Raw genomic sequence first — 20,924 nt, forward strand, 5'->3', positions numbered from 1 at the left:
TCAAGGACGAGACGCGCAGGCTGATTTTCTGATCAACCGATAGTCTGGAGACCTGTGGAGCTGGCAGCAGAAATCAATTCTCAGGTCGCCGCGGCTCGCGAAGGTCACGGAACGTTCGCGCCCAGGTCGTCACAATGGTCGCCATTTATAAGAACTGCTTGGCTCAGGCATCGGGCGACACGTCCAGCCGCAGGATGCTTAAAATGACGAGCATTGCAAAGTGATGGTGAAACGCCTTTGAGCGGCGGTCCTTGGCTCCGGTTTAGAATCAGCCGATCCGCTTCAAACCTTTCTCGAACCGTGGGCCGTTCGCGAGGTAAAACGTTGCGGCTCTCTCTATCCGCTCGATTTGGGCGAGATCAAGTCGCCTGATCGCTCGCGCCGGCGCACCCATGATCAAGGATCGTTCAGCAAACGTCTTACCTTCGGTAATAACCGAACCCGCACCTACAATGCTGCCCCGACCGACCTTCGCGCCATTCAACACAATAGACCCCATACCGATAAGCGCGCCATCTTCCAATGTGCAACCGTGCAGAACGACGTTATGGCCAATCGTACAGTTCTTGCCAATGATCAGCGGAAAACCTGGATCACTGTGGCAGGTCGAATTGTCCTGGACGTTTGAACCTTCGCCGATCTGAACCCACTCATTGTCACCGCGAATCACGGCACCGAACCAGACGCTCGCGCCCTTCTCAATCCGCACCTTGCCAATCAGTGCTGCAGTATCCGCAATAAAGTAGTCCCCATTAAGCGGAAGATCGGGCGCCTGCCCGTCCAGTTCGTAAATTGCCATGAACGTCCCCTGCGTAAGAGAAGCGAACTTGGCACAGTCGAACGCATATCTTCAAGCCTGTACCTGCGGTGTCGCGGCATGCGCATCGTCCCGGCTGACGGAGCGAAAAGCAGCAACGATTTCGGCGTCCTCTGCCGCGCGCGCAATGTCGCATACGGTCATGTAAATGACGTATCCCCTCAAGCGCACTTCGACAAACGGCCAATCATCGAGCAGATGTCGTGCGGCTCTCGCACCGGCGATGCGCCAGACGGTCTCGTCCGCAAAGGGCGCGATACCAAATTCAGGGGGCATGCATGCATCTCGGATTTTGCAAACGGATTTGTGATCGAAAGCGCTCATTCCAAAGAGTTCAGCTGCTGCCGCTGGACCCAAAAGCTGTGGCCGTTTCAAAGATGCGCTGAGAGGGCCTCACGAGTGCTCAAATCAAGAAAGTGGACATCTTGACGTTTCGACGCGCTTGTAAACTCTGAACACCATTGCATTAGGGGCCCCTTCCTTGTCGTAGTTGCCTTGTTGAAGGCGAGGACGCCCTGAAACCTCTCTCACGCGAGACACTGGGTCGAGCCAGGATCGTTCGCATGGTCGAAACGATCAAGCTCCGGAATCTATGTAGGGCGTATCAAGCTCCGTGTCAGTGCGAAGCACGTGAGGATTAGAACCGCCGGTCAAATCGTTGAAAAAAGGATGCCCGCGCTCCTCTCGGGGATTCGGTTAATTCCTTCCTCGACTCGCACAGAAAGTCGATCAAGCTATTTCGCTAAATCAAGCAAGAGCTGCAGGTGAAGGAACCGTATACTTCCGCGGGAAGGAGACGACCAGGCATACCAACTTAGCTCCAAAGCTGGCAGTCGTCCGCGCTGTGGCATCCAGCATTTTGGCATTTTGCATCCAAGGCGCGTCGAAGACGGAGCCAGCGGGGGGGCGCTTCAATCTCCTCGCGGTAAGGAATTGGTGCCCCCGACCAAGACCTGGTCGCAAACAAGGAACCCCGATTCTGAGTGGCGCAGTGCGACCGCCAAGCCCAGCAAAACGAACCCTTGCCAATCCCGCTAAGATAGGAGATATTATATAGCGATACATGGTATCAGATGCGACATTCAAACGAAGTGACTTTCAGATGGGAAAACAGTCGGGGCACCTCGATGCGCTTCGAAATTCGCTGCGAGCCGCGACCGCTGCAGCAACAAGATACTAACGCGGCAACCATGCCCTCAAAGGCGAGATGGGGGGGGCGGTAGTGATGCTTGCGCAACGCATCAACATCAGGAATACGATTCTGAATAGTCTGCCGCCAGCAGAGTTTGAGCGCCTGCGGTGCTACCTCCGTCCGGTCTCCTTTAAACGAAATAGCGTTCTCGAGGAGCAGTCCAGGCCCGTGGAGAATCTCGGCTTCATCGAAAGCGGCCTGGTATCCCTTCGCCGAAATTCAAGTATGAACTCGGTTGAGATCGCGCTCATCGACCATCGAGGAATATTGGGGGTATCCACGCTACTTGGTATGGATGTGGCGGGTCACCAATCAATTGCGGTGACGTCAGGGACGGTCCTTTCTATCCGAGTAAGCGATTTGCAGTGCGCAATGGAAGCCCAACCTGACATTAAAAGTCGGCTCTTTTGCCGCGTTCAAGCGCTGTTGGTTCATACTTCACAGGTTGCGCTTTGTGCTCTCAGCCATAGTGTTGAGCAACGTGTTTCCGGATGGCTGTGCCACGCGTCGGATGCTTTCGCTGGAATGGAACTTCCCGTGACCCATGAGCACATAGCCACAATGCTCGGGTTACGTCGAGCTAGCGTAACCGAAATGCTTATTCGATACGAGAACCAGGGACTGATTGCAAAGACGCGTGGGGCGCTTCGTGTTCGGGATCGCGACCGATTGAGACAGATCGCCTGTTCTTGTTGCTCAACAATTGCTTCACATAGTCCATATGTGGCTAAGCCGCTGTCGTCGATCGGCTCGCAAGGTTAGCTCCTTGAGAGCTTCTTCTTGCTCCGCAATCCGTGTGGTCTCTTATCCTGTTACTGAGGCGCAGGCATCGCGCCTGAAAACAGCCCCTAGGCTCCGGAATTGGGAGCATGCTGAACCGCTCGCTCGAACGTGTTGTGCGAGGTTGGATGCCGATGACGTGCCGGGCTACCGCGTTCAGATCGAATGTCCGTAGACTTTGAATCAACGAAAGCTCAGCTAGATGGAGTACGCCAAGATCGTCACGCTTCCTGACAAGCGTGGCGCAGCGCCACGCTTGTAGTTGACGAGCAATGCAACACAGCCAACGACATCCGTCTGTTCGCCCGGCAAAAGCGGCTCGTCCAATTCAGATCAAGATGATATCGGCTCGGTCGCCGACATAGCCAAAGCCGTCTTTGTCTGCAAAGACAATGGGATCAGCGTGCATCTTGGCGGAAGCTGTACTGAAACAAATTTGTCGGCAAGGGCAGCCGCGAAAATTGCGGCGGCAATACAGCCTACATGATGCTCGCAAACCCGGGATAGAAGCCGATGAAGGTATCTCCATCATCGAAAATGAGCAAAAGCGGATTCCGACGTACCCAGAACTCCATTCGCGATAAGAACGCCGCGACTCGCATGGCGACGGACTCGAAGGGTACTATCGTTTTGCTATCGAGCGGGCGGTTAGCCGTGCCTTGCGCCTCTTCACGCGTAGCTGATGCCGGCGCGCGTGCAACTAAGGTCGAAATTGTGAATCCTCTTTCCTCGTAAACAGCTTGGGTCCGTTGGAGCGCTCAAACTGACGGGCGCCTTCGGAACGCACCAAGATAGCGCGCAAGTTGCTGACTCGGAATCGACGTGTACGCGACGACAAGCCTTTCTCACTTGCTCGGCTCGTGACGCCAACACAGCGGGCGCTGATCTCAATATAATAGCCGTTGACAGTCTAATACGATGAAATACTCTTCGCTAACTCGTATCGCATAGCACGACTTCATGGCGGGAGGCAGTGAGATATGAATCGGCGAGATGTTTTGTCGGGCGCGGTAAAACTTGGCGCGTTCGCTGCGAACGTGGCTCCCTTCGTCGTACCGTGTCAGGCCCAAGCTGGTACAACAATTTCTTTCGCGAGTTGGGGTGGGAGCTACGGTGATTTCATCAAGGAATTCTGGATCAAGCCGTTCACGGCAGAAACCGGGATTTCTGTAGACTACGTCAATGGTCCAGATCTGGCGAAGGTGAAGGCACAAGTCACGAGTAACAGCGTTCTATGGGATGTGTTCGATACGTCCGGTGCTGTGGCCTATGCGGGCGCGAAGGAAGGTTTTTGGGAGCTGATAGACACCAAAATAGTTGATTCCACGCGATTTGCGCGGAGCTCGCCCGCTTTCGCTGTGCCCACGGCCATCTATGCGGGTGGGATCGCATATGACCCAAGCCGAACGAAGCGCCCGGCGGACGACTTTGGCCAGCTTTGGGATGTCAAGAACTTCCCTGGGCGTCGTTCCCTTCGCGGGGAAAACGGCACTAGTGAGACGCTTCAGCTTGCATTGCTTGCGGACGGTGTTGCGCCGACCGAGCTGTATCCGCTTGACGTAGATCGGGCCTTCAAGGCGTTGGATCGGATCAAGCCGCACGTCAAGAAATGGTATTCGGCCACTGCCGAGGGGGTATCGCTTATTCAGACCAATGAAGTGGACTATACCTTCACGTTTGCGAACCGGGTCAGGTCTGCGAAGGAAGCGGGTGTATCTATCGATTTCTCCTTCGGCCAGTGTATCAGCTCTGTGCAATACTGCACCATACTCAGGGGCAGTCCGCGGAAGGAAGCTGCGATGCGCTTCCTTGAGTTCATTACCAGGCCAGCGCAGCAAGTTTTAATAGCCAACAAACTTGGTGTCTTGCCGGTGACAAAAGGCGCCGAGCAAAGCATGGACGAGAGGGCGCGGCGTTGGGTTCCCGATCTCAACAGTCCCAAGAATGTGTTCACAAACGAGGAGTACTGGGCCGATCATCACGTTGAGCTCGACAAGCGTTTCAAAGAGTGGATCCTAATGTAGGATTTCGCATTTTTCTTTTTCGACCACGATCGTACATGGAGAGGAAGGCGAGAATGGCGGGCGATATCCTTAGTTCCAAATCCAGGCTCACCGACTCGCGGCGCGATATGTTGTGCCAGGTTCGGATTGATCCCCCGCGCTACCTCGTCTTCATTCCATCCCTTTCGCGATCGGACACGAATGTGCGGGTGCTTAAGCGCGAGTCGACGCCCATCAGCAACCCGATTTCCGGCTCTTATGACACTGAGGAGAAGTGCCGGCGCTAAGCCGCCGCCTTAGTTCAGTTCGTTCGCGCATGCGCAGTGAGCCATTTGATACTTCCAGGCGAACTTCAAGGACAACCGTGGCCAGCTTCGGTGTCCATTCTGCCCCGCAGATCACGCATCGATCGGACAGACTTGACTAAGGATGCGCCAAGCCAGGCTCGTGATCGAGTGACTCGGTCGCGTCTCGCTACAGCTGTCTGGCGGTCAGCAGGCGCGAGTAGGCAATGCTCGTGCGCTGATGGTCAACCCGCATCAGCATTGGAGAATGTGCGATGAGTATCGGCTCGGTCAACAAGACAGACCTCAACCAAAAGCCCACCGCAACTGCCCCGTGGCGAATCGGAGTTGATGTCGGAGGCACATTCACTGATCTCGTAGTCGCTGACGCTACCGGCGCGCTCTTCACCTTCAAGTCGCCGACCAACGTGCCTAATCCGGCCATAGGTGTCATTGCCGCCGTGGAGCTAGCTGCAAATGGTCTGGGGATCTCCGTTCAAAGCCTGCTTGCGAACTGTCGTGTGTTTGTTCACGGATCGACGATCGCGACCAACACAATTCTTGAGCGAAAGGGAGCCGTCGTTGGCCTGCTTGCGACCGAAGGCTTTCGCGACGCGCTCGAGATTCGGCGTGGCTTTCGGGAAGATGCATGGGACCATCGCACTCCGTTTCCGGATCCGATCGTTCCACGCCATCTGCGGCTGCCGGTTCGGGAGCGGATGGACAAAAGCGGCTGTCCAATACGAGCTCCTGAGCCCGAGAGCATAGAACGAGCGATCGATACGTTCCGACGAGAGGGGGTGACTTCCGTGGCGATCTGTCTGCTCAACAGTTATCGCAATGATAGACACGAGCGGATGTGCGCTCAGCTAGTTCGAAAGAGTTGGCCAGAGGTCTGGTTGTCCATTTCGGCGGATATCGCTCCCGTGCTCGGTGAATATGAGCGTACCTCAACCACGGTGCTCAACGCCTACGTGACCCCCCGTGTTGTCCCGTATCTGCGTCAGCTTGAGCAAGATCTGCGAGCGCAGGGATTAGCCTATCCGCTTCTCCTGATTCAGAGCAATGGTGGAGCGGCGAGCGTTGAACAGCTGGTCGACCGTGCGGCCATGTTGGCTCTATCGGGGCCTGCCGCAGGGGCGAGCGCGCTTCGTGCCGTGGCGGACATGGCAAAACGCGATGACCTGCTGCTAATGGAAATCGGCGGCACAAGTTGCGACGTCACCTTGATGAATGGAGGTGAAATCGCGATGGTCGATTCGTTTTCTCTCAACGACTATCACTTAACCCTCCCGTCGGTTGATATCCATTCAATCAGTGGGGGTGGGGGCACAATTGCGGCGGTCGACTCCGGAGGACTGCTAAACGTTGGCCCGCACGGTGCGGGCGCCCGACCTGGTCCGGCTTGTTATAGTCTCGGCGGCGACGATCCCACAGTTACGGATGCGCATCTTCTGCTTGGCCGGATGCGTCCCGGCCCCTTTGCCGGTGGGCTCATCACGCTCGATCTCACCCTCGCACGCTCAGCAATCGAAGACAAAATCGCGGCCCCACTGAGGCTCGATGCTATTTCTGCTGCGTCTGGCGTTATTCGTTTGTTGGAACAGAGTCTGCAGCATGCGATCGAGCGCGTTAGCGTCGAGCGTGGACACGATCCTCGGCGCTTCCTGCTCGTTGCGGGCGGAGGCGCGGGAGCGCTGCATGCGGTCCCCGTCGCGCGCGCACTGGGCTGTCCGGCGGTGTATGTGCCACGCCTTGCAGGAGTGTTTTGCGCGTTCGGCATGTGTAGCACCGACATACGCGAGGACTTTCTCGAGACTTGGTTGAAGCTACTCGACCAACAATCGAGTGACGACATTGACCGAGGCTTCTCTCAGCTAGTCGCTTCGGCTAAGACACGGCTAGCGGCCAGCGGATTTGCGCTTTCAGATATCAGCTTCGAGCGAAGCGTCGACTTGCGTTATGTCGGACAGCAATGGTCGCTGCAAGTCCCTGTCAACAGCTGGGAAGCGTGGTCAGTTCGCGCGGAGTTCGAAACTCGACACCAACGCCAATTCGGTCACTATCAGCCCGACGGGCAGATCGAAATCGTTCACCTGCGGCTGGTCGGGATCGCTCGTTTGGGGCGAGTACGGCGCCCCGATCTGCCGGCGCTCGAGACCACACCAGTGCCATGCGAGCGGCGCTCTGTATATCTTAACCGAACTTCAGGCTTTCAAACGGTGCCGGTCTATGATGGTAACGAGATGCGTCCTGGCCAGGCGGTGAGCGGTCCGGCGTTAATCGAGGAAAAGAACACGACCATCCTGATTGGTCTTGGCGATCGCCTCGAAGTCGACGCCAGTGACAACTTTCTCATTCATGTGACGAACCCCGCGGAGTAATGCGATGATTGACGATCCCATCGGCCTTTCAATCGTCCAGAAGCAGCTTGACCACATCGCGCGGCAGATGGGATGGGTGATGATGCGGACAGCGCGGAGCACGATATTCAGCCAGTCCCATGACTTCTCCTGCTTCATTTGCGACGCCCACGGGAACATCGTGTCGCAGGCCGACGGATTGCCTATTCATACCGGTGGCGGTGGATTTGCGGTCAGAGCCGTACTTGAGAGGTTCGGCCGGGAGATTGCCGATGGGGACGTGTTTATCCTCAACGACCCCTATCTTGCTGGCGGCAATCACTTGCCTGACTATACGATTATTCGGCCCGTGTTTCTGCTGGGTGAATTGCTGGCCTTTTGTTGCAACAGAGCCCATCAATCGGATATCGGAGGAGGTGCTGCCGGCACCTACAATTCGGTAGCAACCGAGATCTTTCACGAAGGGATCAGGCTTCCGGTGCTGCAACTGATTGCTGCCGGTAAGTTGCGTCGCGACCTGTGGGAGCTGCTTCTTGCGAATACTCGGTGTCCGGATCTCTTGGATGGCGACTTGCGGGCAATGATCGGCTCAACTGAAATCGGTGCCAGACGTTTGGCCGAGGCGTTATCGCTCTTGCGGCAGGGGACAGCGCGCGACTATCTCAATGGCATTCTCGACTATGCCGAGCATCTGGTTCGTGAAGAAATCACTCGATTGCCTTGCGGTGTCTATGAAGGCGAGGATGAGAGCGACAACGACTGCTTTGGGCCTGCCGATATCCGGGTTCGCGTTCGTGTTACGGTCTCTGATAAAGATCTGCACCTCGATTTCACGGGCAGTTCGCCGCAGATCTCAGGCTTCAAGAACTCTTCGATCGCCAATACCTACTCCAGCGTCTATCTTGCGATCATTGCGTTTCTTGGTCCGCAACTGCCTAAGAACCAGGGCGCTTTCCGCGCAGTCACAGTGCACGCTCCAGAAGGGACCGTCGTGAATGCCCGGTCGCCGGCGCCGATGACGATGAACACTATATTTCCTGCAACCAACATCGTTCATGCTTGCTGGAAGGCATTGGCTTCATGCGATCCAAAGCGGGCGTGCGCCGGCTGGGGAAAATTGCTGCATTGCGTGACGTCTGGCCGCCGCTTAAGTGGAGAAACCTTCGTCCTGTACCACGGGCATGGGCTGCCATCAGCAGGTGCCGTTCGCGGTCGAGATGGCTTTCCTGGAATGGGATTGGTACCAACATTATGCGGATCACGATTGGCGAATGTGGAGACCCAGGAGCAGTTCTATCCTATCACCATCCACAAACATGAAATGCGGTGCGACGGCGAAGGTGCCGGTGAATTTCGTGGCGGTCCTGGCATGAACTATGTCGCGGACGTAGAAGTGGCCGCCGAATATTCGTTTCGGGGCGAAGGGGGGTATGGACTGACCGCCTTCGGAGTTAATGGCGGCTCCGCAGGTCAGTCCGGCTCAATGACACTTGCCGCCGCGAATGGCGAGCCGTTCGACATTCCCCAATATGGCGTACGCAACCTGCCGCCGCTCCGGATTAACATTACCTCACCCGGAGGCGGAGGATATGGCGATCCGAGGCGACGTAACCCTGATGCCGTGCTTTGCGATGTTCAAGGCGGAATCGTGAGTCCCAAAAGGGCGCGAGATGTATACGGCGTGGTCCTCACTACGGATCGGCGTAGTGTTGATGCTGACGCCACTGCCCTGCTGCGCTCAAGACGACAGACGGCATCCGAAGCTTTGAGAGCTTGAGATAACATTGCGTGAGGCAGGCCCGCTAAGGCGGCAAGATGCTCTCTGCCGCATGTTGGATAGAAGCGGTTTTTCTCTCGGAGCATACAACGTCCGCGTGCGACCATGCATCCAGCCTCGATTTCTTATGGCCTAGCTGGTGGCGGCGTGCTGCGTTTTGACGATCTCGCTCGGTCCGGCCGGACGAATTCCTTGGAATAACTTGTCCGATATGTAATATTGTAATGAACTACAGAGAATTGTGTTGGAGGAGGCAACGTATGAACCGTCGAGATCTCTTAACGGGCGCAGCGAAGCTCGGCACTGCACTATCGCTGAGCGCGACTCCATTTATTTCGCCCCGCCGTGCGCAAGCTGCCACGACAATTTCCTTCGTGAGCTGGGGCGGGAGCTACGGTGATTTCGTGAAAGAATTCTGGATCAAGCCGTTCACGGCTGAAACGGGAATCTCAGTAGAATATATCAATGGTCCAGACTTAGCGAAGGTGAAGGCTCAGGTCGAAAGCAATAACGTTCTGTGGGATGTATTCGATACGCCTGGGACTCAGGCTTATGCGGCCGCCAAACAAGGTCTTTGGGAGGCAATCGATACCAAAATAGTCGATTCCGAGCGTTTTGTTCACAAACCGCCTCCTTTTGCCATCCCTACAGCCATCTACACGGGAGGCATAGCGTACGATCCAGCCCGAACGAAGCATGCAGCGAATGATTTTTCGCAACTTTGGGACGTTAAGAGTTTTCCTGGGCGCCGCGCACTTCATGGCGCAAACGGAACCGCTGAGACATTGACCGTTGCTTTGCTTGCGGATGGTGTTGCCCCTAACGAGCTGTACCCACTTGATGTAGACCGCGCTTTCAAAGCGTTAGAGCGGATCAAACCATACGTTAAGAAGTGGTTCGGTGAAACGGCTCAAGGGGTGAGCCTCATTCAAACGAATGAAGTTGACTATACCATCACATATGCGAACCGTGTCAGGTCTGCGAGGGAAGCGGGTATTTCGATCGATTTCTCTTTCGGTCAAAATATCAACGTGGTGCAATATTTCACTGTACTCAAGGGGAGCCCGCGGAAGGAGGCTTCGATGCGCTTCCTTGATTTTATCAGTAGGCCGGCGCAGCAGGCCTTAATAGGCAACCAACTTGGTGTTGTCCCGGTAACAAAAGGTGCCGAGCAAAGCATAGATGAGCGGGCGCGGCGCTGGCTCCCCAATCTCAGCAATCCTAAAAACGTGTTCCTCAGCAATGAATACTGGGCCGATAACTTCGTCGACCTCGATAAACGTTTCAAGGAGTGGATCCTAACCTAAAGAGCGGTGCATCCACGCGATCGCCCTGCACTCGACCTTGCGTTGGGTTTGCGGGTGCAGCGAAGTCCCTCGCACATGGCTCATGCCGTTGGCCTCGATCCATTCCGCCAATTCGCCGTCGATGTAACTAGAGTCGTTGTTGCTGAGCAGCTTCGGCTTGTGCAGCAGCTCGGCGGACCCAAAGCCTGAGGATTCGACGGCCAGCTCCAGCGTGTCAGTGACGTCCTGGGCGCGCATGGCGGAGCATAACTTTCACGCGATCACGTAGTCAGAGAGCTGAGTGCCGCGTTTTCAGCAGACCGGCCGCGGCGACATGCGCAGCACCTGTTGGCATCTAATGGTGAACGCAGTCGGGCCTGCATCGACGCTGTCCGTCAACCGATGCATCAGGTACATACCGTCATCTCCGACCACGATTGATCCTAAGCTGCTTACGGCCGCCAGTGCAGATCGATCTACAGCCCGCAAATTAAAAGCAAGGGACCAGGCCACCGGGGGAAGCAAGCAAATCCTGGTGCTTTTCGGACGGAAAAGACATGCGAATACACCAACTGAATTAAAGACGTGTTCTGTACGTTACGTGCAGACTTATTGCTTGTATAGATCTTCCGCATCCAGAAAAATACCAACGGTGTTTGTGAAGTGGAGGACAGTCGTATGAACCGTCGAGATGTCTTAGCGGGCGCGGCGAAACTCGGTGCGACCCTCTCTCTGGGCGCGGCTCCCTTCGTATCATCCCGCCGGGCGCAAGCTACTACAACAATTTCGTTCGTCAGTTGAGGCGGAAGTTACGGTGATTTCATCGAGGAGTTCTGGATCAATCCCTTCACGGCGGAAACCGGAGTCGCGGTTGAATATGTTAACGGTCCAGATCTAGCGAAAGTGAACGCCCAAATCCAAAGTAACAACATTCAGTGGGACGTATTGGATGCAGCCGGTGCTATGGCTTATGCGGGCGAGAAGGAAGGTCTTTGGGAGGCGGTCGATACGAAACTAATTGATCCCGCCCGATTTGTTCGGAAGCCGCCTTCCTTTGCTGTGCCCACGGCCGTTTACACGGGTGGCGTCGGCTATGATCCAAGCCGAAACGAGCGTCCGCCGAAGGACTTTGCCCAGCTTTGGGACATCAAAAACGTCCCTGGTCGTCGCGCACTACCTAGGATCGTCGATGAGGTGTTGGAGCTTGCTTTGCTTGCTGACGGTGTTACGCCAAGCAAGCTGTATCCGCTTGATGTAGACCGCGCCTTCAAAGCGCTCGATCGCATCAAGCCTTATGTCAAGGTCTGGTTCGATGCAACCGCTCGGGGGGCTCGCTCATTCAGACGAATGAAGTCGACTACACCTTTACTTATGCGAACCGGGTCAAGGCCGCGAAGGAGGCGGGCATTTCGATCGATATCTCTTTCGATCAGACTCTTAACGTGCAGCAATACTTCTGCGTGCTCAGAGGCAGCCCGCGAAAGGAAGCTGCCATGCGCTTCCTTGAATTCGTTACCAGACCTGATCGGCAGGCCCTGTTAGCCAATAAGCTTGGGGCGACTCCGGTGGCAAAGGACGCAGAGCAAAAAGTAGACGCGGTGGCGCGGCGCTGGCTACCCGATCTCAACAATCCCAAGAACGTATTCCGGAACGATGCGTACTGGGCCGATCACTATGTCGAACTCAACAAGCGTTTCAAAGAATGGATCCTAGCGTAGGGATCTCCGCTTGCGTCCGGGTGTTTTGGCGTCCGACCTTCTACGATTGCCAGTTAAAGGAGGCGGCAAGCTTACAGGCGGGCTTTCGAAGATGATCTCCACCGATGCCTTTGTATTGCCGGATATGCTGCGCCATCAGTTTCCTTCAATGAACGCCAATGCCTCGGTCGCGAACGTCAGCACGGATCCGCCGGCACGAACTGTGCCGGCTGTGGCAAAGCCGGACGCGAGCCAGATTGACGCTCACCAGGCTCGCTCAGCAGGACCACGTCGGGAGAAACATCGAGAATATGAATGCTCTGCCCCAATTCACAGCCAATGAATTGGAGTTCGATTGTCACGCGGATACACTGCCGTGCCGAACTTGAGGGGCACTTAAGAACCAACGAAGTCGTCAAGATCGCGACGCGTCCTCGAAGGATGCAGGATTTTCCGGCATCTCGCAGAGACGGGCCGCGATTAATCGCGCAAATCCATCGTCCGTCCAAAACCAATGTCCGAGCCACCATCACCGTAAGTGCCCGTTAGACTGCCCAAGCCCCTCGTCGACCGAGGAGACCTTAAATGTCAGAAACAGTGATCGCCACGTGTGCGTTTCCAGGGACATACGACATAAACAAGAGCCTCGAGTTGCATCTGTCCTACATCGAGGAGGCTGCTGCGGCTGGCGCTGCTCTCGTCGTCTTCCCCGAGACGAGCCTACAGGGCTACCCGCCGATTTTGAGCTTAGTGGGCATCGAGGACGTACTCCACAATGCTCAACGCACGGCCGAAACAGTGCCGGATGGCCCGACTGTGGCACGCATGATCGCTGCAGCAAGAAAGCACAATATTCACGTGGTCTTCGGCCTCACCGAGGCGGGTAAGCAGCCGGGCATCCTCTACAATACTCTCGTGCTCGCAGGACCGCAGGGGTACATCGGATCATACCGGAAGTTCCACCTCGGGCTCGCGGAGCAGCTCGTGTGGCGGTCGGGCGATCAGTGGCCGGTATTCGATACCCCTCTTGGCAAGCTCGGCTTGTTGATATGCTATGACAAAAGATGGCCAGAAGCGTGTCGGGAACTGACCTTCTCCGGGGCTGAGCTGCTGGTCGTGGGGAACGCATGGCCCGCGCTGCCCGGCCACGGCGGAGGAGAAGACAACCTCAGGGTGGGCTGGTGCGATCTATTCGACCGGGTGCGCGCTGTAGAAAATTACCGTTGGCTCATCTCGTCGAACTTCGTCGGTGAACTTGGCGGATCAAACTTCATTGGCTTCAGCCAGATTGTCGATCCGCTCGGCTGCATCGTCGCAAGCAGTGGACTTAATCACATAGGTTTGGTCAGCGCCTCGATAGATATCCGCGCCGGCCTTTACCGCACCGCTGCAATTTTAGGGGGGCCGCGCCTCATCAGGGACCGTCGTGCCGATACCTACAAAGTGCTCAACGGCTCTCTGCCCATAGTGGTGGACGGTTGATGGTTAATGGATGGCCTCGATCGGGAAGAGCCTATAGGGAGCCCTTTCCAGCTTTACGTGCTGACGTCTTCGGCGGCGGCACGGCTGTTATGATGTTTGCGGTGCGATCGATGTCGGCGTCTTAGCGGCGCGGGATCTTAGTTCGTCCCGATCGTGGAGCGCGTTCGCCGATAGAAGTGGGCGGCTTTCAAGCGTTTCGGCTGCTGTCGGAGTTCGGCGAGAGAGCCGCCGGCTCCTGATTGAAGTGCTTGCGGAGCGCTGCCACTCTGATTAAAAAATCATACTCAGGGGTTTTTCGATATCAGCAAGCACTCCCAATGATTGCCGGCGCCGCCTACATCTCGAAGAGCGGGCTCTACGCCGATCCGCGCGAAGATTGGCTTGCCCAACACCGTGAGCAAGTCATTGATCCTGCTCGTCCGATCGTCGATCCGCATCATCACTTGTGGGACTGCGACGGCCAGCGCTATCTAATCGAAGAGATGGCCGTTGACATCGGCACCGGCCATAACATTGTCGCTACCATCTATGTCGATTCACGGTCGATGTATCGCGCGGTGGGACCAGAATCTTTACGTCCTATCGGCGAGGTTGAGTTCGCCAACGGCGTTGCCGCCATGAGCGCGAGTGGCGGCTATGGCAAGGCGCAAATCTGCGCCGGCATTGTCAGCCACGTGAATCTATTGCTTGGCGAAGCAGCAAAGCCGGTGCTGGAAGCCGAGATTGCCGCCGGCGGCAGCCGCTTTCGAGGCATCCGTCATTCCTCGGCGTGGGATTCCGATGCCGGCATTGCCGGCATATATACGACGCGGCCCAGGGGGCTACTGCTGGATGCCACCTTCCGCAAAGGCTTTGCATGCCTGGCGCCGCTCGATCTTAGCTTCGATGCCTGGCTGTTTCATCCGCAGATCGGCGAGCTCGTCGATCTCGCTCGCGCCTTTCCTGATACGAAAATCGTGCTCGATCATTGCGGTGGCCCACTTGGGCTCGGCCGATTTGCGGGCCGGCGCGAGGAGACTTTTAGTGTGTGGAAAGCGTCGATCACGGACATCGCAAAATGCCCGAACGTCGTGGTCAAGCTCGGCGGCCTCGCAATGCGGCTATTGGGCTATGATTTTCACGAACGGCCGCAGCCGCCTTCGTCCGAGGAGCTTGCCGCCGCTTGGCGACCGTACATTGAAACCTGCATTGAGGCGTTCGGCGCTGGGCGCGCAATGTTCGAGAGCAACTTTCCACCCGATAAGGGCCAGTGCAGCTATCAGGTGATCTTCAACGCCTTCAAGCGGATCACGGAGTCCTGTTCAGAAGACGAAAAGAGCGCGTTGTTTGCGAAAACGGCTGTGGATTTCTATCGCCTTGACCTCGCACCGAGCTGAGTGAATCAAAAACGATTCCCAATCAGCTGTCGCATGACTCAAACTCTCTGCCGTGGCTGGAGGCCGGCAGCGATGCGGTCGAAGTATTCGAACTCCACGCCGTCCCGGCCGAAATCGCTCTTCAGGGCACAGAGATGCTTGCGCCCGCCTGGCTGGCGGAGACATAGATGTGGCTCCAGTCGCTCCAGTCGCAGTCGGTCGCGTGGACTGCGACATCCAACACCATCACCATCTCGGAAATCAAATCGAACACGCTTGAGGAGAAAGTCACCGAGCGTGGACCGGCAGCGGCGAGGAACTTGCCTTGCTCATCAAGAAGTCTTTACGTGACGGCCTCGAAGCAGCAACTATGGAAGTCGCCCGCCTCAACGATCGTAGCGGTCCTGGCTCTTTGGGCCAATCTGTGACGTAGGCCAGGCATTGGGACACGCTTAGCTTGGCGGCCTTACATTTGAGACCTGCATCGAGGCCTTCGGCGCGAGGCGCGTAAGATTTCCACCGCCTTGATCTCGGGAAACGTTAGAGCATTCGCCCTGCTTAGCAAATCGAGGGCGAATCCCAGATCAGCTGCCATGCGCCAGCCATTGTAGTACGTGAAGCCAGCCCGATCAGAATCCGATGGATCGGCCGGGGTCCGACGAAATAGCGCTGGCGTTCGGCGAGGGAGTTCCCCGATAATGCTCACGGCAGTGCCAAATCCGCGGATGCACGTAGAAATTCGGCGACTTGAAGCCGACCTGCCGTGTGCGATGTTCGTCGCGCCGTTCGAGGATCCCGCCATTGGGCTGCCGTTATCGAGCAGTTGAAGGCGAAGACGCATTGCCATAGGGCGAACTTACAGAAATGCGAGGCTTTGGCTCCGGACGTGCTCGGTTGGATCCAGTACGGGATTAAGGTGTCCTCTGTACGGTCCGAACAGAATTATTCCTTCATCAGAAGATCGAGTTGACCTAATGAACCGTGGCGCCTGCAAGCTGTCTTCGATTTGACCGGTTGCGTGGCCAATGCCGATCGACGTTGGAACTAATCCCGGAAGCCGCGGCCCTGATCAAATGGAACACTTTTCGCATGCCGTACTACTCTTTTGATCTTGTGATTGGCGCGGAGTACAGGGACCAAGGCGGTCTTATCCTTGAAAATCTTGAGCTTGCTTCCGAGCGGGCGCAGCAGCTCGCGACCGAACTCTCTGCCGTATATCCAGGCCTGAAGGCCAAGGGCTGCGCGGTTCGCGTCATTAACGTCGACAACACCGAACTCTATCGCACGCCGCTTGATCCGGCGCCGCCATCAAGGAGGCATCAGTACTAAACTCCATCAACACTGGCTTCACTCGAAAGCTGGCGGCTCCACGAGTCGTGATTCCCATTTTGCGTAGTCGCCGATGGAACCTCGCGTGATGGGCCTATCCTCGCGAAGCGCTGATTGTTATTCGGCCTGCAATATTGCCGCCTGAGTCGGGTGGCTACGGATAGGAGACGGCACTTTTACATGCGCGCCGAACGATCGCCGCGCCGCCGCATCTCTGGAGTTGAGACGCCACAAGCGCATGGCTGCCAAGTTGACCGACAGGCTCGCTAGCGCCAAAACACACGTCGGAACGAAATCGCCTATAGCGTGTTTTCTAAGCCCTGTTTGCAGGGCCCGGGATGTTGCTCGCATTCGCCGTAGTACGATAGCGTTTCGGTGTGAGACAAGCACGCTCTCGTGTCGACAAACTCCGACATTCGTACGCTGCGGATCGACAATTATCTGCCTTGCACACCGCATGCGGGACGAAACCGCTTTGGCACTGACGTACCGCCTCAACCTCACAGTTACAACAAGCTGCAATAATGACAAGGAGTCCTCGCATTCTGCAGGTCTTACTCGAGATGCCGTATCACATCTTTCAAACGGTCTATCTCTCCTGCCTCAGGAAGAACAACAGATTGGCGAAGATCGAAGACAAGTGGCAGCCGATCACAGCGATCTGTACGTAACGTACTGTTCAGGTTGAGGATTTCGAAAACAATTGAAGGTAGTTTTTCCGTCGTCCATTCCGATTCGAACGATAATACGAGTTCAAGGTCTACGTCGCGTCATCGTCGCAACCTACCTCACCAACGATTCAGTGAACGCTGTCGCGTTTGCTTCGCACGATACCATTCTCACGTTTGGAGTCTTGATGACGCTCGTCAAGCGCTTGATTCTTGCTTTCACCGCCGTAGTCGCCGTCGGATTGATCGCTACCGTTGTAACCAGCCTCTCGCTTGGTTCGTTTAGTGGCAACGATCAGAACGTAACGGAATCGCATGCAGCCGTTATAGCTGTGTACGAAACACAAATGGCTCTGTCGCGGCAAAACACGTTACTTGTAACCTACATTACAACCGCGGAGCGAAAATATCGCGACGAATTTGACCGACAGGCGATCGGTTTCGATCATGCCCTCGATCCGGCTCTCATCCTCGTCGGGGGGCACGCGGAAACAAGGCAAAACATAGAGCAGCTGAATGGCTTGATGAAGTAATGGCTGGAAAGCGCCGGAAAGAGCATGCGTTTCATGTCAGAGCTCGATGAGACGCGGAATCTGAGGGCGAAGATCACTGAGCAAGCCGGGCGCGCCGTTGCCGCACTGAATGAGTCGATAGCCGAGCACTACTTTGGCAGAGTTTAAGCTGCGCGGGATTCCCAAATCAGTTTTTTTGTGACTCATGGGTTGTCGGCTTGTGGAGGGGCCGACCATGGGAGGCGGGAGATCGGATTGGCGGAAGGAGCTTGGACGCTTTCTGGAGCCGTTTTTGGATCGATTGGGTCACAAGGCTCGGCGGCAGATGTGCCCAGCCTATGTGGCGGGACTGATTGGCTCCGGCGATCGCAACAGCATCCAGCCCATGGCAGCGCGCGACGGACAGGTCGGCTACGACCAGCTGCATCACTTCATAGCAAGTGGTGTATGGGATGCGGCCCCGCTGGAGAACGTCCTGCTTGCCGAGGCCGACAAGATGTTGGCAGTGATGACGCCTGGCTGATCATCGACGATACGGCGCTGCCGAAGAAGGAGGAGCGCTCGGTCGGCGTGGCGCCGCAATACGCTCCAGCCCTTGGCAAGACAGCCAACTGTCAGCCTCTGGTCTCGGTGACGCTGGCCTCGCGCGAAGTGCCGGTGATGGTCGGGCTGCGGCTATTTCTACCCGAGACCTGGACGAACGATCCCGAGCGCTTGAGGCGAGCCCACGTGCCGAAGGATCGGCAGATCGCTCTAACAAAGCCGGAGATCGCGATCGAAGAAATCGATCGTGTCATCGCCTCCGGCGTGCGTTTCGGCTGTGTGCTTGCCGATTCAGGATACGGATCAAGTGGGCCTTTCCGCCAGGCTTTGAGCGAGCGCGGGCTGCTGTGGGCAGTGGGACGGTCGCGACGCCAGAACGTCTACCCCGCGGACGTTGCCCTTATCTTCCCCATCGCAAAAAACTGGAAAGCGCCGCAAATACCACATTCCTGACCGGCCTCCGGTTTCCGCCGAGGCAACGTTGAACGGAGAGAAATGGCGAAAGGTCAGCTGGCGACGGGGCACCGAGGGCCGGCTGAGCTGTCGCTTCGCGGCTCGCCGTGTTCGGGTTGCGGACGGTCATAAGCATCGGATGCTCGATAATCGTATGCAGTGCATGCCTGGCGACGAGGTCTGGCTTGTCGGCGAGCGGCGATCGACCGGAGAGCAAAAATACTATGTGTCGAACCTGCCGGCCGATGCCACCATCGTGATGCTTACAGCCGCCATCAAGGCCAGATGGGTCTGTGAACAGGCGCACCAGCAACTCAAGGAAGAGCTTGGGCTCGACCACTTCGAAGGCAGATCCTGGACCGCTTACACAGACATACCTTGATGACGATGATCGCCTACGCCTTCCTCCAATCCCGCCGCCTCAAAGCAGCGGGACGGAAAAAAAGAATCGTAGGACCGCCACCCCAGCCCAGCATGCCCGCCATCAGGCAAGCCATTCTCGATCTCTTCGAACGCCCTCCACCCCTGCGATGCTCCCATTGTGAAAGGCTCCTCGTAGGAATCGCTAAAACAAAAGTGCCAAAGTAGTGCGAGGCGTCGGCCGCAAAGAAGGGCGCGCGACACGTAATGGAAGTGGCTTCGCTCTCAGGCCCGGCCGCTGGGATCCTGGTGTCCATCATCGTGTGCATCTGGCTCCTGACTACGCTGCAAAAGCCCATGTGTGATCTTGGACTTGTCGTGGGAAGCTTCGCTGAAGGGCGCTTGGAGGCCAGTATCCCGCACATCGAACGAGCAGACGAGATCGGAACAATTGCCCGTTCGCTTAAAGTATTTCGTGACGCCTTGCTCGAGCGAGGAGCGCTCATTCAAGCTTCGATGGCGGACAAATCGCGCCTCGCGGACCAGGATAGAATGGTCGGGCATGTGCGTTCGTTCCAAGCCGAAATTCAGGGCGTGCTCGATCATGTTAACGTTCAAATTGGAGCGATGGACGACATATCGCAGGCACTAACGGGAGTGGCGAGCGAGCTGACGAATCTAGTGTCAAGCGCGGTGGCCGCATCGCAGCAAACCAACTCGAATGTCAGCGCCATCTCGGGCGCGGTCAATGACCTTGCCGGATCGATTTCTGCAATAACTCAGCAGGGCCAGACGCTAAACAGGACCTTCGGTCAAGCCGAGCGACGAACTAAAGAGGCGACGATACGCGTTACGGATTTGACGACAGCATCGAGCAAGATTGCCGAGGTAATCACGCTCATCAAGAAAATCGCCGGGCAGACCAATCTTCTGGCCTTGAATGCCACGATCGAGGCGTCTCGAGCAGGCGAGGCCGGCAAGGGGTTTGCTGTTGTTGCCGCAGAAGTGAAGGCCCTCGCGAGTCAAACAGCGAAAGCCACGGATGAGATTATTCGGCACGTCGATGGGATACAGGGCTCCATAGCTGGTACTGCGGAAGCCATTAGAGAGATCGCGGATGTCGTGAGCGTGGTCAACAGCGCAGCGACTGAGATTGCCGCGGCCGTTCAACAGCTCGAAGCGACAACAATGGGTATCAGCGACTCGATGCGGCAAGCCGCTGGCGGCACCGATCACGTGGAGTCTAATCTATCCACTGTTTCGGGTGTTGCAGATCGTACGAACCGGGCGGCCGTAGACGCTGAGCGTGCATCGTCAGATGTGGCTCTTCGGACTGCTGAACTGCGCCAAGTAATCGGAGAGTTCTTAAAGCAGGTCACCGCTTAAGAGTCGGAGCAGAGCCATGTCGGACATGGCCTCAAACAGCCTGCTCCAACATCAGATTATCGTTTCGCCGGCGAGTGACACTTGGCAAAATTGAACAAGATCGGAGCGCTAACAAGCTTCGTGTCGTGAGTGAGCCAAATAGGCGCCCTAGCTATTGAGCGGCTCGGACGTCGAGAGCCCGGGTTTCAATGTGCAGAGTTGTTGCCAGTCATCGGGGCTGGCCTTCAGGACCGATCCACGCGGGATAGAGTTCGTCGAGCTCGCCGAAGACCTCGGCTATCTCGCTCCGCTGAGCTCAGATGGGTCGGCAAGATCATCAAGCGGTCCGTAGGACATCCAGACCGTCGTGATCGGCGATATCGACATCGGGGGCTTTCTATGGCGCCCTTCTCAAGCTGATCGCGGCTTACGCGCCGATCAAGGGCAGTGTGTTGCCGCCTTTGCCGGTATAAGCGACATGCAATCGGCGGCCGCAGCGAGCGCAACGGAACAGACCAGGCAGCAGAGCTTCGCCGCGCCGGATAGCCCCGCGGCCCAAATAGCTCTTTCCGTTGGCATTGTCGGCGATCAGACGCTGATTCCGTTCGAACTCCTCCGAGGAAATATATGCCTCGTGATGGTCGCGGATCAAACTTCC

General features: G+C 56.5%; 14 protein-coding genes and 2 pseudogenes. 11 read left to right on the top strand and 5 right to left on the bottom strand.

Features of this window, described 5'->3' with window-relative positions:
• Positions 1-268 precede the first annotated feature (268 nt).
• Entirely contained in the window at positions 269-799 is a 531-nt protein-coding gene (locus IVB13_RS07440; protein ID WP_247488148.1) for a gamma carbonic anhydrase family protein, read from the bottom strand.
• Between the two features lie 51 nt (positions 800-850).
• Entirely contained in the window at positions 851-1,141 is a 291-nt protein-coding gene (locus tag IVB13_RS07445; protein WP_247488150.1) for a hypothetical protein, read from the bottom strand.
• 2,628 nt (positions 1,142-3,769) lie between these two features.
• Between IVB13_RS07445 and IVB13_RS07450 the strand changes: the two genes are divergently transcribed.
• From IVB13_RS07450 to IVB13_RS07465, 4 genes are all read left to right on the top strand, one after another.
• Positions 3,770-4,813, top strand: coding sequence for an ABC transporter substrate-binding protein (locus IVB13_RS07450; RefSeq protein WP_247356768.1), 1,044 nt, complete (start codon positions 3,770-3,772; stop codon positions 4,811-4,813).
• Between the two features lie 538 nt (positions 4,814-5,351).
• Positions 5,352-7,460 (top strand): hydantoinase/oxoprolinase family protein, encoded by a 2,109-nt coding sequence (locus tag IVB13_RS07455; protein ID WP_247488153.1) that lies wholly within the window; start codon positions 5,352-5,354, stop codon positions 7,458-7,460.
• A 4-nt stretch (positions 7,461-7,464) separates the two neighbouring features.
• On the top strand, positions 7,465-9,216 hold the full coding sequence (locus tag IVB13_RS07460) for a hydantoinase B/oxoprolinase family protein (protein ID WP_247488155.1): 1,752 nt from the start codon (positions 7,465-7,467) through the stop codon (positions 9,214-9,216).
• A gap of 260 nt (positions 9,217-9,476) precedes the next feature.
• Complete coding sequence (locus IVB13_RS07465; RefSeq protein ID WP_247488157.1) at positions 9,477-10,523, top strand: ABC transporter substrate-binding protein; 1,047 nt, start codon at positions 9,477-9,479, stop codon at positions 10,521-10,523.
• Positions 10,524-10,553: 30 nt separating this feature from the next.
• Here the strand turns inward: IVB13_RS07465 and IVB13_RS07470 are convergent.
• Positions 10,554-10,790: pseudogene (locus tag IVB13_RS07470) on the bottom strand (IS3 family transposase); the annotation flags it as partial.
• Between the two features lie 1,016 nt (positions 10,791-11,806).
• Between IVB13_RS07470 and IVB13_RS40030 the strand changes: the two are divergent.
• The 3 genes from IVB13_RS40030 to IVB13_RS07485 all read left to right on the top strand — a co-directional run bounded on the left by IVB13_RS40030 (position 11,807) and on the right by IVB13_RS07485 (position 15,057).
• Positions 11,807-12,220 (top strand): extracellular solute-binding protein, encoded by a 414-nt coding sequence (locus tag IVB13_RS40030; RefSeq protein ID WP_253075495.1) that lies wholly within the window; start codon positions 11,807-11,809, stop codon positions 12,218-12,220.
• A 564-nt stretch (positions 12,221-12,784) separates the two neighbouring features.
• On the top strand, positions 12,785-13,681 hold the full coding sequence (locus IVB13_RS07480) for a carbon-nitrogen hydrolase family protein (protein ID WP_247488160.1): 897 nt from the start codon (positions 12,785-12,787) through the stop codon (positions 13,679-13,681).
• Between the two features lie 317 nt (positions 13,682-13,998).
• A complete protein-coding gene (locus IVB13_RS07485) occupies positions 13,999-15,057 on the top strand; it encodes an amidohydrolase family protein (protein WP_247488162.1) in 1,059 nt (352 codons plus the stop codon).
• A gap of 121 nt (positions 15,058-15,178) precedes the next feature.
• Here the strand turns inward: IVB13_RS07485 and IVB13_RS07490 are convergent, their stop codons facing one another.
• Positions 15,179-15,328 (bottom strand): hypothetical protein, encoded by a 150-nt coding sequence (locus IVB13_RS07490; protein ID WP_247488164.1) that lies wholly within the window; start codon positions 15,326-15,328, stop codon positions 15,179-15,181.
• A 746-nt stretch (positions 15,329-16,074) separates the two neighbouring features.
• On the opposite strand from IVB13_RS07490, the gene IVB13_RS07495 reads away from it, so the two are divergent.
• The 4 genes and pseudogenes from IVB13_RS07495 (at position 16,075) to IVB13_RS07510 (ending at position 20,287) form a co-directional block, all read left to right on the top strand.
• Positions 16,075-16,365 carry a hypothetical protein gene (locus tag IVB13_RS07495; RefSeq protein WP_247356675.1) on the top strand — a complete coding sequence of 97 codons (291 nt, stop codon included), beginning with the start codon at positions 16,075-16,077 and terminating at the stop codon, positions 16,363-16,365.
• Positions 16,366-17,221: 856 nt separating this feature from the next.
• Entirely contained in the window at positions 17,222-17,566 is a 345-nt protein-coding gene (locus IVB13_RS07500) for a hypothetical protein (protein ID WP_247488167.1), read from the top strand.
• 214 nt (positions 17,567-17,780) lie between these two features.
• Positions 17,781-19,086, top strand: a pseudogene (locus tag IVB13_RS07505) (IS701 family transposase).
• 124 nt (positions 19,087-19,210) lie between these two features.
• Complete coding sequence (locus IVB13_RS07510; RefSeq protein WP_247488169.1) at positions 19,211-20,287, top strand: methyl-accepting chemotaxis protein; 1,077 nt, start codon at positions 19,211-19,213, stop codon at positions 20,285-20,287.
• A gap of 406 nt (positions 20,288-20,693) precedes the next feature.
• Here IVB13_RS07510 and IVB13_RS07515 read toward each other — a convergent pair whose 3' ends face one another.
• Positions 20,694-20,918 carry a recombinase family protein gene (locus IVB13_RS07515; RefSeq protein WP_247356680.1) on the bottom strand — a complete coding sequence of 75 codons (225 nt, stop codon included), beginning with the start codon at positions 20,916-20,918 and terminating at the stop codon, positions 20,694-20,696.
• Between the last annotated feature and the right edge of the window lie 6 nt (positions 20,919-20,924).

Origin of the sequence: Bradyrhizobium sp. 17 (assembly GCF_023073515.1) — a bacterium.
In the GTDB taxonomy this organism is placed as follows: Bacteria; Pseudomonadota; Alphaproteobacteria; order Rhizobiales; family Xanthobacteraceae; genus Bradyrhizobium; species Bradyrhizobium canariense_D.

Bases quoted from the DNA above. Each gene is read 5' to 3' on its own strand.
- IVB13_RS07440 (WP_247488148.1), bottom strand. From the start codon at position 799: ATGGCAATTTACGAACTGGACGGGCAGGCGCCCGATCTTCCGCTTAAT.
- IVB13_RS07445 (WP_247488150.1), bottom strand. From the start codon at position 1,141: ATGAGCGCTTTCGATCACAAATCCGTTTGCAAAATCCGAGATGCATGC.
- IVB13_RS07450 (WP_247356768.1), top strand. From the start codon at position 3,770: ATGAATCGGCGAGATGTTTTGTCGGGCGCGGTAAAACTTGGCGCGTTC.
- IVB13_RS07455 (WP_247488153.1), top strand. From the start codon at position 5,352: ATGAGTATCGGCTCGGTCAACAAGACAGACCTCAACCAAAAGCCCACC.
- IVB13_RS07460 (WP_247488155.1), top strand. From the start codon at position 7,465: ATGATTGACGATCCCATCGGCCTTTCAATCGTCCAGAAGCAGCTTGAC.
- IVB13_RS07465 (WP_247488157.1), top strand. From the start codon at position 9,477: ATGAACCGTCGAGATCTCTTAACGGGCGCAGCGAAGCTCGGCACTGCA.
- IVB13_RS07480 (WP_247488160.1), top strand. From the start codon at position 12,785: ATGTCAGAAACAGTGATCGCCACGTGTGCGTTTCCAGGGACATACGAC.
- IVB13_RS07485 (WP_247488162.1), top strand. From the start codon at position 13,999: ATGATTGCCGGCGCCGCCTACATCTCGAAGAGCGGGCTCTACGCCGAT.
- IVB13_RS07500 (WP_247488167.1), top strand. From the start codon at position 17,222: ATGACGCTCGTCAAGCGCTTGATTCTTGCTTTCACCGCCGTAGTCGCC.